Source organism: Oleiphilus sp. HI0128, assembly GCF_001635365.1.
In genome coordinates this window covers 1-14,495 of the sequence record NZ_LWGG01001052.1, presented here as the reverse complement: position 1 = coordinate 14,495, position 14,495 = coordinate 1, and the positions used below count along the sequence as shown (strand labels likewise).

At 42.2% G+C, this 14,495-nt stretch carries 16 protein-coding genes; 6 read left to right on the top strand and 10 right to left on the bottom strand.

Features of this window, described 5'->3' with window-relative positions:
- Positions 1-1,083: 30S ribosomal protein S12 methylthiotransferase RimO (gene rimO / locus A3763_RS17930; protein WP_068760277.1), on the bottom strand; the 1,083-nt coding region annotated here is incomplete at its 3' end.
- Positions 1,084-1,278: 195 nt separating this feature from the next.
- Between rimO and A3763_RS17925 the strand changes: the two genes are divergently transcribed.
- From A3763_RS17925 to A3763_RS17910, 4 genes are all read left to right on the top strand, one after another.
- A complete protein-coding gene (locus A3763_RS17925; protein WP_068507106.1) occupies positions 1,279-1,548 on the top strand; it encodes a hypothetical protein in 270 nt (89 codons plus the stop codon).
- A 119-nt stretch (positions 1,549-1,667) separates the two neighbouring features.
- A complete protein-coding gene (locus tag A3763_RS17920; protein WP_068507104.1) occupies positions 1,668-2,438 on the top strand; it encodes a CsiV family protein in 771 nt (256 codons plus the stop codon).
- A gap of 41 nt (positions 2,439-2,479) precedes the next feature.
- Positions 2,480-2,980 (top strand): YaiI/YqxD family protein, encoded by a 501-nt coding sequence (locus tag A3763_RS17915; RefSeq protein WP_068507094.1) that lies wholly within the window; start codon positions 2,480-2,482, stop codon positions 2,978-2,980.
- 217 nt (positions 2,981-3,197) lie between these two features.
- Complete coding sequence (locus A3763_RS17910) at positions 3,198-3,407, top strand: hypothetical protein (RefSeq protein WP_068507091.1); 210 nt, start codon at positions 3,198-3,200, stop codon at positions 3,405-3,407.
- Between the two features lie 92 nt (positions 3,408-3,499).
- Here A3763_RS17910 and A3763_RS17905 read toward each other — a convergent pair whose 3' ends face one another.
- The 6 genes from A3763_RS17905 to A3763_RS17880 all read right to left on the bottom strand — a co-directional run bounded on the left by A3763_RS17905 (position 3,500) and on the right by A3763_RS17880 (position 8,727).
- The gene (locus A3763_RS17905) at positions 3,500-4,237 is read right to left on the bottom strand and encodes an S-methyl-5'-thioinosine phosphorylase (RefSeq protein ID WP_068507088.1); all 738 of its coding nucleotides are present in this window, start codon (positions 4,235-4,237) and stop codon (positions 3,500-3,502) included.
- Between the two features lie 56 nt (positions 4,238-4,293).
- A complete protein-coding gene (locus tag A3763_RS17900) occupies positions 4,294-5,421 on the bottom strand; it encodes a mechanosensitive ion channel family protein (RefSeq protein ID WP_082865387.1) in 1,128 nt (375 codons plus the stop codon).
- Between the two features lie 30 nt (positions 5,422-5,451).
- Positions 5,452-6,477 (bottom strand): beta-N-acetylhexosaminidase, encoded by a 1,026-nt coding sequence (gene nagZ, locus A3763_RS17895; RefSeq protein ID WP_068507086.1) that lies wholly within the window; start codon positions 6,475-6,477, stop codon positions 5,452-5,454.
- 25 nt (positions 6,478-6,502) lie between these two features.
- Positions 6,503-7,033, bottom strand: coding sequence for a L,D-transpeptidase (locus A3763_RS17890; protein WP_082865388.1), 531 nt, complete (start codon positions 7,031-7,033; stop codon positions 6,503-6,505).
- Between the two features lie 40 nt (positions 7,034-7,073).
- On the bottom strand, positions 7,074-7,715 hold the full coding sequence (locus tag A3763_RS17885) for a TetR/AcrR family transcriptional regulator (protein ID WP_068507084.1): 642 nt from the start codon (positions 7,713-7,715) through the stop codon (positions 7,074-7,076).
- A 64-nt stretch (positions 7,716-7,779) separates the two neighbouring features.
- Complete coding sequence (locus A3763_RS17880) at positions 7,780-8,727, bottom strand: hypothetical protein (RefSeq protein ID WP_068554402.1); 948 nt, start codon at positions 8,725-8,727, stop codon at positions 7,780-7,782.
- Positions 8,728-9,038: 311 nt separating this feature from the next.
- On the opposite strand from A3763_RS17880, the gene A3763_RS17875 reads away from it, so the two are divergent.
- Both A3763_RS17875 and A3763_RS17870 read left to right on the top strand, forming a co-directional pair.
- On the top strand, positions 9,039-10,934 hold the full coding sequence (locus A3763_RS17875; protein ID WP_068510527.1) for a diguanylate cyclase: 1,896 nt from the start codon (positions 9,039-9,041) through the stop codon (positions 10,932-10,934).
- Positions 10,935-11,039: 105 nt separating this feature from the next.
- Entirely contained in the window at positions 11,040-11,660 is a 621-nt protein-coding gene (locus A3763_RS17870) for a riboflavin synthase (RefSeq protein WP_068510525.1), read from the top strand.
- A 37-nt stretch (positions 11,661-11,697) separates the two neighbouring features.
- Here the strand turns inward: A3763_RS17870 and A3763_RS17865 are convergent, their stop codons facing one another.
- The 3 genes from A3763_RS17865 to A3763_RS17855 all read right to left on the bottom strand — a co-directional run.
- Positions 11,698-12,864, bottom strand: coding sequence for a DUF6160 family protein (locus A3763_RS17865; RefSeq protein WP_068510524.1), 1,167 nt, complete (start codon positions 12,862-12,864; stop codon positions 11,698-11,700).
- A 350-nt stretch (positions 12,865-13,214) separates the two neighbouring features.
- Entirely contained in the window at positions 13,215-14,225 is a 1,011-nt protein-coding gene (locus tag A3763_RS17860; RefSeq protein WP_068510522.1) for a methyltransferase, read from the bottom strand.
- A partial coding sequence (locus A3763_RS17855; RefSeq protein ID WP_369823135.1) for a hypothetical protein occupies positions 14,226-14,495 on the bottom strand: 270 nt, incomplete at its 5' end. It abuts the gene before it with no gap.

Sequence of the window (14,495 nt, the reverse complement as noted above, 5' to 3'; positions counted from 1 at the left end):
CTCCTTCACTTCTTCGGGGACCTGATTCGCCAAGACGTTTGCTGGCGCGCCCTCTACAGGAGAATACGTAAAGCAACCTACACGATCTAACTGGGCCTCTTCTAAAAAGTCCAATAGCTCCTGAAAATCTTGCTCTGTTTCACCCGGAAAACCAACAATGAAGGTGCTTCTTATCGTAAGTTCAGGACATATCTCGCGCCAGGAACGAATGCGATCGATGACCTTCTCGCTGTGCGCAGGACGTTTCATTGCTTTTAGTATTTTTGCACTAGCGTGCTGGAAGGGAATATCCAAATACGGCAGAATCTTTCCTTCTGCCATTAAGGGGATCAGTTTATCAACATGAGGATAAGGATAAACGTAATGCATTCTTACCCATACACCCAATTCTCCTAGCGCAACAGCGAGGTCTTGCATACGTGTTTCGTGAGCCCGGCCTTCCATAAAATCGAGCTTATATTTAACATCGACACCGTAGGCGCTTGTATCTTGAGAGATAACAAGAAGCTCTTTTACACCACTTTCTACCAAGCGTTTGGCCTCTTCAATAACTTCAGAAATTGGGCGACTTACCAAATCTCCGCGCATATGAGGGATAATACAAAAGCTACAGCGATGGTTACATCCTTCCGAGATTTTAAGGTAAGCATAATGCTTAGGTGTTAATTTGATGCCTTGAGCAGGCACCCTGTCACTATAGTGCGTTTCCTGTTCTTTCGACGGGGGAGCATATTCGTGAACAGCGCCCATTACGCTTTCATAATCGGCCGGTCCGCTAACGTTTAACACTTCAGGGAAAGCGCTCTTTATCTGCTCTGCGTCACTCCCCTTGCCCATACACCCGGTGACAACGACCTTACCATTCTCGCGCATCGCTTCATTAATCGCATCGAGTGATTCTTGCTTGGCAGAGTCAATAAAACCACAAGTATTTACGACCACAACATCCGCATTATCATATTCTGGGGCGACTTCGTAACCTTCAAGCTTTAATTTGGTCAATATACGCTCAGAGTCTACTAAAGCCTTTGGACATCCCAGACTAACGAACCCTACACGTTTCTGACCTTGTTCTTCGCTCATAACTTACCAACCTCAACCCCATTAATTTGGCGCGGATATTACCACACCTCACTAACAAGCCCAAAACACAGCCACAAATTTAAAATAGTTGTAAAATCAACTATAATTAGCTGATCTGATGCACGTTATTCAATAGAATACCGCTTCACTTTTACGCAGACACTGACATATTGCTTAGAGTACCAACTTACAATTATGCTCATTCACCTTTTCGAACTGTTAACACTTTGCTTAGTTTTCCTTGCAGCATATCGCGGGCGTTACTATTACCGCGTGACTGCTTTAGAGGGTGCTAACCATGTTCACACCACGAAAAGTAGTTTAGCAAGCGAGCTCCCCGCATTTGTGGCACACTCGCCTACCGAAGCGGTAGAGCCTACAGAAAAACCTGTAGACATGAGTACAGACAAACCAAAGGTGCAAAAAGGTGACGTACTCAATAATTACATCGGTGATTTCTTCTAGCTCATTTCTTTTCGAAAGGTTTGGATTCAAGGCTTAAATTTCTCTGGCTTTAAGTAATGAGAATGGTAGTATTCAGCTAATTTCACTCCAACCTGTAAGAAGGTGAGGCTTTTACGCACGTGTTAACATTGAATACTCTCTACAAGCTCTGTTTTCGAATACTCGCGCTATTTCTTTTGTCTTTCACGATTAACCATGCTTATGCTGAAGATTTCAGCGAAGAAATATTCCAGGTAGAATACATTCTCTTTACTCACCAGGGGCATGTCGAAGCGAATAGAAAGTTTAATCTTGTTCCCTACAATCCACCTCGGCATTCACAATACACTCATTTGATCGAAGGTTTAGAAACCTTATCGAACTTCCAATATGAACAGCTTGATAGTTCATCAATGCAACTCAATGATGCGCTTTCAAAATTAAATAAAAGTAGGGATGTACGCGTCATTAAATATGGCGCTTGGCAACAAGCCATGGAACCAGGCAGCACATTACCCCCACTTCGTATATCTGCGCTGACCGATGTAGTTCAAAATGAAAGCTATTATGGTGAAACTCACCTAGAGGGAACGCTTACTATTAAACGTTCCCGATACATGCACATCGAAGCAGATTTATTTCTTACCAGTTTTTTGTTTTATCCAGAGCGAAACATTTTCGACTGGCTACTTTCGACCAGCACTATTCGACACAAAACTGATTCATTGCTACAAGCATACAAGCCAGACGAAATTGTTTTAAGCAAGCACTCTTCCTCCAGGATACCTAGTCAGGTATTCCGTTTACACCAAAGCCGGCGCTTAAAATATGGAGAAATTCATTATTTAGATCACCCGGCAATCGGTTTAATTGTCACCATTAATAAATTAGAGCCAGAGCCCGAGATCTAGCAGATAGAGCTACTATTATTAGCGTTATCTAGCGACTTATTATGAACGATAAATCAAGCACAAATGAAACCAGAACTTCTGACACCCTTTTACCTTCTATTTGGGTGGACGCTGATGCCTGCCCGGTTGTTATTCGCGACATTTTGATTAAAGCTGCGAAAAGAACCAATGTTGTGATCACGTTCGTTGCTAATCAGCATATCCCCCTACCAAAGTACAAGACTCTAAGGTCAATTCAGGTTAGTAGTGGCTTTGACGTTGCAGACAACTGGATAGTGCAACAAACGAACAAAAATGATCTTGTCATCACTCAAGATATTCCTCTCGCCGACGAAGTAATTACCAAGGGTGCCAAGGTTATCGGTACACGGGGGCAGCTCTATACAAAGGAAAACATCAAGTCGCGCTTAAATATGCGAGATTTTATGGAGACAATGCGATCCAGCGGTGTTCATTCAGGAGGACCACCGCCCTTAGGCCAACAAGAAAGGCAAGCCTTTGCGAATCGCCTGGATCAATGGCTCCAAAAGTCGGGCTTCTAAGCCAACACTGCGCATAGCCACCTACTTTCTTTCCGTTTACAAACTGCTACAAATTAGCGACACGCAAGCACTCCCATTTCTGTGCAAAGGGCTTATACTTATTATCAATCAGAACTTAATAGTCTAAGGCTATGAATAAAATTAAGTGAAATCCCAGCCAAGGTAGTTTATATTTTATATGTACCGCTTAAGAAGTTTTCTCTCTGGAAGGTTTGATATGACAACAAAAGCATCTAAAGAAGCAAGTCGTTTAGCGAAACAAAATACAGCGCCAAGAAATTCGAATGGCACCGAGTTAATTGATCAAGAACTACCAAGCTCCCCTGCATTACACCTAGTTGAATTTAACCACATAACTGTAGACAAGTACTCAGCAGAGCAAATTCGAGAAATGTATCAAAACCAACTAACTAAGAAAGCAAGCTAACAAACATTCCCGAATACCACCTCTTAACTGCAGCAGCGGGATTTGTGTGACACACATTGTCAGCTAACAGAACCCGCTGCTTAATTGCTCGACTATAAACTTCCCAGATCTTGAAAAATCAGCTCGCTTACGCGTGCTGACGCTTTCGAAACTGCCTCTTTTATATCTGCCATTGTAATAGGCGTATCTGACAAACCTGCTGCCCAATTCGCACTCAAGGCAATACAGGCATAGTCCAACTCCAATTCTCTTGCTAGCGCAGCTTCAGGCATGCCCGTCATTCCGACCATATCGCAGCCTTCAGCCTTACAACGAAGTATTTCAGCTGATGACTCTAATCTCGGCCCCTGAGTAGCACCGTAAACTCCACCATCCAAGACATCAAATGACACCGCGCTTGCTGAGCGAAGAAGTTTTGCTCTCAATGTTTCAGAGTACGGCTTGGTGAAGTCGATATGATCAACAGTTTCGCAATGAATGCCATCATATATAGTGTGTTCACGCCCATAAGTGTAATCAATAATTTGGTCTGGAATGGAAAGATTACCCGGGCCGAGCTTTTCATGAATTCCGCCTACCGCGTTAATTGCGATAATTCTATCGACACCTGCTTGCTTCATGGCAAAGAGGTTGGCACGATAATTTATCAAATGAGGAGGAATACGGTGAGGATTACCGTGACGCGCCATGAACGCAAACTTAAGCCCGTTTAGTGCACTTATCACAACTGGGCCACTGGTTTCTCCGAAAGGCGTACTTGGCCATAGCTGCTCTACAAGCTCAGCACCCGACATTGAACCAAAGCCTGTTCCACCGATAATTCCTAACATATAAATTCCCACTTAAAGCTCAAGGCTAGTCATTAACCAATTGAGTCATCATCTTATTAGTCTTGTGGCGATTGCCCTTTTATCTCACCTTCAATGCGTAAGGCCTCTGGCATATGCAAAGTAGAGGTTGGAAAAGCAATCTCTGCATTCTCGGCTGCAATAATGTCGTAAACACGAATTAAGACATCCTGCTTAACTTCATGATATTTAATCCAATCAGTTGTTTTGGTGAAGGTGTAGATAAAGAAGTCCAAGGATGACGCCGCGTAGGCATTAAAGTTTACGATAAGGGTTTGTGTGGTATCAATTTCAGGGTGCTGCAATAGCATAGCCTTAACATTGCTAATAATACGAGGCAGCGCGGCGGCATCATCGTATCGAATACCAATCGTTTCATAGACTCTTCTATGGCTCATACGTGACGGGTTTTGAACTGATATGTTCGTAAATACAGAGTTTGGCACATACAATGGCCGTTTATCGAAGGTTTTTATGGTGGTTAAGCGCCAGCCAATTTTAATTACAGTACCTTCAATTTCCTTATCGGGTGAGCGAACCCAATCGCCAACCTTGAAAGGTCGATCCAGGTAGATCATTAAGCCACCAAAAAAATTGGCCAACAGATCCTTTGCAGCAAAGCCCACGGCGAGACCACCGACACCACCAAACGCTAGGACACCACTCATGCTATAACCCATGGTCTGTAGCACGACTAATACGCCAATAATAATAACAATTGCACGCAATAACTTACCAATAGCCGAAACTGTTGTTTCATCCATTGGCTGCTTCATCTTTTCGCCACAAACAACGATCTTCTCGCCGCCCGAAATAAATCGGACAACAAACCACACCAGGCAAAAAACGATGATTATTTGTTGCGTATTACTAATAAATACTGAAAGGTCAACACCTGATTGACGCTGAACACTATAAGCAATCCAGGACAAACCGAGTAACCAAATAACCAAAGCTATCGGTGATCGTGAAGAATGAAGTAAAGTGTCATCCCACAAGTTACGCGTTTTAAGAAACTGCGCTTCAACGCGCTTAAGGAATACTTTAGATAAGAAACTAATCAAACCGGTTAGCAATAGAATAATCGAAATCTCGACAACTTGACGAACAAGCAAGTTTTCGAGCCCGCTATTTAATAAGAAGGTATTCAAAATATTCCAATTCATACTACCCCACCCCTAATTTTTATTAAGATGCTATTTGTTATAGGTCTTCCATACCTCAGATGCCTTAACATCTTCGATACTTAGTTTTTTGCTTGCTTGGTAGCGCATTCGTTTGAGTCTTTGATTATCGACGGTTAGATCACCTTGCTGCAGCAAAGATTCCAAATGCAGCCTCACTTCTTGCGCAGCATCTGGATTGTTACAGACAAGCACCATATCACAACCAGCAGACAAAGCCGCATCTGCACGCGCGACATAGCTGCCTGCAACACTAGCACCTTCCATTGACAAGTCATCACTAAATATAACCCCCTCAAATCCAAACTTTCCTCGCAGAATATCCTGCATCCAAACATTGGAAAAGCCAGCGGGTTGATTATCTACCTGGCTATAAATGACATGAGCAGGCATCAATGCATCAAGCCCTAATGGGATTAAGCGCTCAAAAACAATCGTATCATTTTGCATGATCTGCTCTAGACTACGATTGTCTTCCGGGATCTCATGATGTGAATCAGCAACAACCGCTCCATGACCAGGAAAATGCTTCCCTGTAGAAGCCATGCCTGCTTCTTTCATACCTGAAACCAGCGATGAAGATAAAGCAGTAATCGTCTCAAGATCGCAGGAAAATGCTCTATCGCCGATTACTTCAGAAACACCATGGTCGCGATCTAATACTGGCGTAAAGCTGATATCAATATCAAATGCAATTAGCTCTGCCGCGATTAACCAACCCAGATCAAAAGCTTGCTTTAAGCCCTGCGCTTTATCCTCTTGATAAACCCGGTCAAGAGACCTCATTGGCGGTATTCGCGTGAACCCTTCGCGAAATCGCTGAACGCGTCCACCTTCGTGATCAACGGCGATAATAAGATTGCTTGAGCACTCCCGGATCTCCGAGATTAGCTTAGTCAATTGACCAGGGTTCAGGTAATTTCTTGAGAAGAGAATAACTCCCCCAACAACCGGACTAGATAAGACCTGTTTTTCTTCTTCATTCAACTCAGTCCCTGCCACATCAAGCATCAGCGGGCCAATATTGTTTTCCTTCATATTCACTATTACTCTATCAAAGAAACTATTCTTTAATTAAAACACGCGTCCCGACACAAACACGAGAAAATAAATCCATTACATCTTTGTTACGCATCCGAATACAGCCATGAGACAAAGGCTGCCCCATTGGTTCAGAGTCAGGGGTGCCATGAATGTAAATATAGCGCCTCATACTATCAACTTTAGCCAAGCGGTTATAGCCAGGCTCAAGTCCGCTTAACCACATAATGCGCGTCAGAATCCAGTCTCGTTCGGGGAAATTATTTGCAAGCTTAGCTGAGTAGATCTCACCTGTTGGGCGACGCCCGGCAAAGACCGTATTAATAGGAGAATTGGCACCAATTTTAGCGCGAATATAGTGATAACCTAAAGGCGTACAACCTGAATCGCTAAACTGTCCAACTCCGTTAAGGGCGGTGGACACACTAAAACGAGCCACTTTGTTTTCATTAAACAAAGTCAGCTGCTGTAACTTTACATTAACTTCGATTCTGGGCTGACAAAGGGAAAATTCACTCTCTAACGAGCGTCTAAGTCCTGGTTCAAACGGCATTCACTTCACACTCCCTATGTCATGAGCAGCGAGCAGAAAATCAGTTAACAGGAGCTGCGCTCAATCCGGCTGCTAGAAATGGCACAAGGTAATTAACGACTTTTTCTGTATCCACCTCAGAATCCGGCTTATTCGACAGAATGTCAGATAACTGCTGAATACTGGACATTGTAAAGGCTGTTGCACCGATAACAAATTGAGTTCTCCAGAAACGCTCAGCCGTCGATAGCTCTGGCGTAATATCCTTAAGCAGATTTAAGAAAGGCCAGAAAGTTTTTGCATACTCGTCTTCTAAGTATTTACGCAAATGACCTTGTGATTGAGTATAAGCAAGGCCAAGCATTCGCATAAATATAGAAACACCATTTTTATTGCGTGTAGGTATCTTTAACAGACTACTCGTGTACAACCTTAGAACATCTTCTATACTTGGTGTGCAACCTTCATTGTCCCAGTTATTCTCGCGCAGACCTTCAACCATTAACTCATTTAGCGGTGCAAGAAAGCGATTAAACACTGCCTGGATAAGCGCATTTTTTGAACCAAAATGATAGTTAACCGCCGCTAAGTTGACACCGGCTTTGCCCGTAATCATTCTTAGTGAAGTTTCTGAGAAGCCCTTTTCAGCAAAGAGAACCTCGGCAGCATCAAGTATTCGGTTAACAGTCTCGGTATAAGCCATATAATTCTTTTAGTATATATATTCCAAACAGATGTTTGAAACATACGTTTGATCTAGCTTAAAGTCAAGATTTTAGATTCTGCTCAGGCTCGCCTACCGACTTATTTAACGATTGTTCAAGTTTGCTAGCTTCAAGCTCATCAATTCTGTCATCCCAGCCTTGGTCAAGATGCTTAAAATGGCTCTCTAGATATTCTTTTTCCAAGCGTTTATAGGCCTTTTGAGCTTCAACCATTAATAACAAATACAGACGAATTGTCTTTTTGTTTTGCATATAGTTTAGCAGTGATCGATCTTTAGAGTAACGATATATACCGTTAAAGAGGCTCTTGGATAAGTTCGGGTTGAATTTTGTCAATTTTTGGCAACGCCATGCGAGCCCGTCAGTGCCTTCAAGGTACTGAATATGGTGTAAAGCTCCGTATTCGATCACCTTTCTTTTAGCTAGCAACTCATGTAAATGTGGACGAGAGAAAAAGAACTTCCGCATAGGAGAGAATGCAAAAAAAGCAGATAGAAAAGCCATACCACAACCAACACCACCAACCCAGGCATCAAGCAAACCTAACAAACTAAATACAAACAAGGACGCGAAAATAGCACATATAAGTACCCAGTAATCTCTATCTCTCCGAGCTTCGGCTACCAAGGTGTTATCGGGGTAATCGTCCATTGCGAGGTGATCATAGTTCAAGCCCATTACAGGCTCACAGCCTGCAAGTAATATCTTCTTCCTATGTTGCTGCAGTTTTAATTCGGCCTTTTGTGCAAGAATACGCTCTCGCGCGTTATCAACAATACTTTTCTTTTGGCGTCGGTCGTCTTCTAAACGACGCTCAACAGTTCCTCGAGGTTTTTTGCTTGTATGCCGTCGATCGGGAGTCTTGCGCCTGCTATTTTCCTCTGCGTCATCACCAGAGGCCAAGCCATTATTTTGATCGATATCATTTAACAAGCTATCAAGAGATGCAGTTTTGCTTGTATCCGCATTGTTTGTTTGTTGCGCAGTCACTAAGATTTCCCTTTGGTGTTGCTATAGTTTATCGGATGCCATCTGAACAACTTTAGTAATTATAGCCTCTTACTTATCATCTTTGCTTAGATTCTGGGCTATTAAAAACGCAAGGCACCCTCGCCCTTACTCGCAACAATAGACAGACCTAAAAACTAAACTAGACAAAATTCAAGTTGCGCCGGTTATCATATTTGTTATAAATCCGGCGTTTTTTATGGCTTTCTAGAAACTATTTCTCAGACATCCACTATACTAACAACTACACACCAATCACTAGCTAACTACGCACATCGGACTCTGAGCAGAGCATGAGCATTCACAGAAAGATAGACCTACTTCCTGAACGCTCTCAAATGGCATGGCTTATCTTGCTTATTGCCACTATTGGGCTGTGGGTCAGTCTCGCGATTTCTAAGCCATCCTTAGCACAAAGCACGTCATCGCAGTACGAAACAATTAAGGTAAGCAAAATAGTAGATGAAGTTAATGCACTACCTTATCTAGATTACTACTTGGACAGTTCCTTTTCGGCAAGCATCAATGATGTGCTAGCAATAGATAAAAATAAATGGACAAAAAATACCGAGCACATTCAGCACTTTGGGCAGACGAACGCGCCTTACTGGTTCCGCTTTAAGCTACACAAACAGCGCTTTCATATCGACCAACAGTATTTTGTTAAATTAGATTACCCTCATCACGACCGTGTATCGATTTATTTTGTCAATGACGGCCGCATCGTCAAACAAGTCAATACCGGCGACCACTTACCATTTAAAAGCCGAAAGGTAGATTTACCTACTTTTGTTTTTAGTATTCCAGAAAACCATACAGAGCTTGACGTATATCTAAACATACAGTCAGAAGGTGTATTGCAACTCCCGCTCTCAATCGTTACCCAAAATGAGTTAAGTAAGCAAAACATATCTTTTAGTCTTCTATCCGGGATATATTTCGGCGCAATCCTGATTATGCTTTTTTACAATAGCTTTATTTATCTCACCGTAAAGGATAAAGGCTATCTTTACTATTTAATATACCTAAGCTCATGCGCAATCATCCAGTTAGTGCTTTCTGGTCTCGCTTTTCAATATCTATGGCCAAACTACCCCCTATTTAATTACCACGCTGTTGTATTTTCTGCCGCTTTTACCGGCATTAGTGCGATAACATTTATTAAGAATTTTATTGGTATCGACTACATAAGCTCTAAGCGAGACCTTGTACTGATAAAGCTTCTAATTCTGACTTTCATATTGACGGTACTATCCGGCTTCTTAATTTCTTATAGCTTCGCATTAAAAAGTACATTTATCGCTGTAAGCTTTATGGTAATGACCGGCTTTTACCTTGGTGTGAAATACTGGCTAAAAGGGATTAAAACTGCTCGTTATTTTGCTTTGGCCTGGTTTAGCTATTTAGGTGCGGTCATTATTTTCCTATTAGAAAATAACCGAATTATAGAACCAAATATTTTCAATGAAAACGCATTATCCCTTGGCACTCTAATCGAGCTGACACTTCTCTCTATCGCATTCGCTGACAGGTTAAATTATGAAAAAGACTTGCGAGTTGAAGCTCAAGATGCACTACTCGATGCGCAAATCAAAATGAATCAGGATTTAGATAAAATCGTTAAATCACGCACCGAAGCGCTCGAAGAAGCGAATACGCAGCTTAAGGAACTAAGCGTAACTGACGGCCTTACTAGTCTAAAGAATCGCTACTATTTCGATAAGACCTTTAAGAAAGAAATTCACCGTGCTGCGAGGGACAGCCTCAGCTTTTCAGTTATTATGATCGATATAGATCACTTTAAGGTCCTTAATGATAAATACGGACATTTGTATGGTGACTACTGTCTAACTCGCTCTGCCGAGCTGATAAAAGCAGTTATCCATCGACCTTCGGATACCGTCGCACGCTATGGCGGTGAAGAAATAGCAGTGCTTCTACCCAATACGACATTAGACGGTGCTATGCGACTTGCCGAGCGCATACGTGAGCAGTTCAAAGAAAACGAGTTTTTGGATTCGGGCATTTCAACCTTTTTAACTGTGAGCATTGGTGTATCCAACGCCACCCCTACTACAGACACAATCAAGCACGCGATTAAACTATTGGATATTGCCGATCAATGCCTGTATAAAGCAAAGGAAGCTGGGCGCGATCGAGTAATAGGCCAGAAATGCTATTTCGAGTAATACAGTGCCACTTTATCGTGGCCACTCACTGAAACACTCTCGCACTAATTCGACAAACGCCTCCTCACAAACACTAGCCATATTAAAATGAGAGTTTAAGGAATTATGTTCACAGGCATCGTTCAAGGTAAAGCAAGCATTCTTGAAATTTCAGGTACAGACAATCTAAAAACATTAAAAATAGGTTTTCCTGATGGCGCATTGAAAAACATAAGTAAAGGCGCAAGTATTGCAATTAACGGCACTTGTCTGACCGCTACCGCCTTTGATCTTGAGCAAAACTGGGCGAACTTCGACGTAATGCTCGAGACACTTAAACTAACAAACCTTGGCTCGCTACAAGAAAGCGACCAAGTTAACTTTGAGCGAGCCGCGGCTATTGGTGATGAGATAGGCGGCCATCTAATGTCTGGGCATATCCATTGCAGCGTTGAAATATGTAAAATTGACTCAGCTAACGATGTCCATACAGTTTATTTCACAACACCCGAAAATCTCCAAAAATACCTCCTACCTAAAGGCTTTGCCGGATTAAATGGCTGCAGTCTAACACTAGGCGAAGTATCTAATGAGTCCTTTAGCGTTCATCTAATACCTGAAACACTAGAGGTAACAACCTTTGGTGAACTCAAGGTAGATGATGCAGTGAACCTAGAAATTGACCCTCAAACTCAGACCATCGTTGATACCGTGGAGCGATTCATGAGCACAAAAAAGCCAGCTTAAATGCTGGCTTTAGGTCTAATCGTATCAAGCAAATATTCTAATGTGCCGAAATGACGAGTGAAGTATCCGAGATATGGAAATCAGTAAAGTAGACAGAACCGATGCTTTGACCTGTATCTCCGAAAGAGACATGGGGTAGATCCCAATCCCACGCAACGTTTATATCGTAGATTGCTTGGCCATCAACATGAATCAAAGCATCCCCATCTTTATGGATGATGTGTTGCGCTGCAGCCAACTTACTTTGAACACTTGCAAAGCCAAAACTACCAAGCGTATCATTCCCACGTTCATTATGAATTCTCATATCACGCAGTGTTAAATAAGGGTTTGTTACTGAGCGAGGTATGATTGTATTGGTCGCATTGTTCGTACTATCAATATCCAAATCTTCTACACGAAATTTCGCATCGATCCCCAGATATGAATCAGCTAGCAATATATTTCTTGGCTTACCATTCGAAGAATTGCCGGTCGTATCATGAAAGTCATTTCCTTGGTTTTTAATAACTATATCTAAATAACCTAGGTAAGCTTCCACTGAGAAATTCTTGCTTAAGGCAGTCTCAACACTGCCGTCTGAAGCACGTATACCAAACTCGGCTTCCTGAATATGTAGATCAACAGCATTTTTATAATTATCAAGATTTGATGCGTGCGTAGACGGTGGAGGTGGAGTATTGCCAGTGAGGACGGCATCACTGAACCCAAGGTCTTGTGACGTAACGTGAATAAGCACATCGCCATCGCCGTACTGCTTCCCAAACCCACCAGCACCATCAGCATACTCATTGATAGCCCAGGCAACATCAGTTTCACTCGTATCAAAAAAACCAGCAGTGGCCAGGAGCGCAACATCGGAAAACCCTGTTGCCAATGTTTCGTTACCATCTGTCACGTCAATTTTTGCGCGAAGGTTGTCTACTAAGCCGCCACCGATTCCAGTCAAGGAGTAATCTTTCGTATACATAGAACCAGCATCTACATATTCGAACTCGCCGATATGTACCCTTGTTTCTATATCAATAGTCAAACCAGCTTTACCCGTAACGTTAGATAATGAGCTATCGTCAAGGAATTGTAACTCAGCAAACGCGCACGGCGACGTAAGGCCCACCACTAAAGCACAGCTTTTAGCAGCTACAGGAATTTGCTTGAATATATTCTTGTTATTTTTGGCTATTACAGCCCTACCCGTCTTCATGAGTACTCCTGAGGGTTAGGTGGAATCTCCACCTATTCAGTATTCCTTGTGCTCAAGTCGATAAGCTATAGTAATATTTATAAGCCGACCAACAGTCACATATATATGTAAAATATCACATACCGTTACATGCACCAATGGTTTATGCTTTAGAAGCAGGGCAAGTAATAGTCAATAAAACATATTTGTGAGCCAGTTCAAATTTTAGTATGAACATTCTAATTCTAAGAAGTATTATCTAACCCAATGAACGCAATTCATTTTTTCAGGTTTTTATCGCTAGCGTAAAGCTAGAGTGGACTCGCCCTTGCAATGCAAGGGCTTTTTTTTGCTTATAAATAATTCAAGCTTCAGCGAAAGGCCTTATACACACGAAACTTAGTGGTTTCAGCCAATACATCGCAGCGCCCCATGCTCGCCTCAATAATCGATGCATATTTAAGAAAAGAATTCGCAACTAAAAGAAAAGGTGCGTGCTTTGTCAATTTATCTTTGGCACCTTTAATAAACCCCTCAGTAGTTGTGTATTCAGTATCTACACCTTGATGGAATGGCGGGTTCGTCACTAAGGCGTTAACCCTACCTTTTACCTCAGCCCAGCCATCACTGGGGTAAATATCTACATCTATGTTATTTAGCCGCGCAGTTTCTTCAGCGCACTTTAGGGCCAACAAATTAATATCAACCATTTCCAGCTTAATACCTGGATTGAGCAGTTTTGTATAACACCCTAGTACGCCACTACCACAACCAAAGTCCAATACTCGCCCCTCTAGACGGGTAAACATATTCGCCAGTAGTAGCTCAGTACCCTCATCGAGCTCACCGATACTAAACACACCTGGTATAGCAGCCACTTTTAAGGATATGTCATTCACCTCAACATCAAATGATGTCATCCAATCTTTTAAGCTAAACGGCTCGACTTTTTGATCTAGGCTTGCATGCCACAATTGACAGTGTTTAGCTGAATCAATCTTGCTAGCATCACTGCTATATGAGCTTAACTTCTTAGCCGCACTAGCAATTCCGGCTTTTTTCTCACCCACGAGATAGATATCACCACCTTGACACAACAGAGGCGTAACATAGGCCAAGATAAGGTCCAACTCTGCCTTTGCTTTTGGGATGTGAATGATCACCGCATCACAAGCCTCAAGACCTTCATTACCCAAACTAAATAAGACTTTGTTACCAAGAGAGTTTTTTAAAGACCGATATACTCGATAATCAAAGGTAATTACCTTTTCAGGATTTAAATACTCAAGAGGATCACCAGGGGGTGGACCAAAAATAATCAACTTTCTGCACTGGGAAAACTGTTCTGAATTGCGTTCAATAACCTTTGATCTTACGTGCATCTAATCACTCTCGTCTTTAATATGGGATTGATCCACTTCAAATGGCATTTTATCTCTCTCCAACTCAATGGAACTAAAGTGAAACCGTAAGTGGCTGTATCGCTCGGCGATAATCGTATTTTTTGGGACGTCAAAGCGCTTTACGGCTCGAATTGCACGAACAACCGAGTCATCCAAAGCAGGGAGACCACTCTGCAAGAAGATAAATACATCAACGACATTTCCGTATTCGTCCAGCTCTAGCTTTGCAACACCTCTATGCATTTGCCT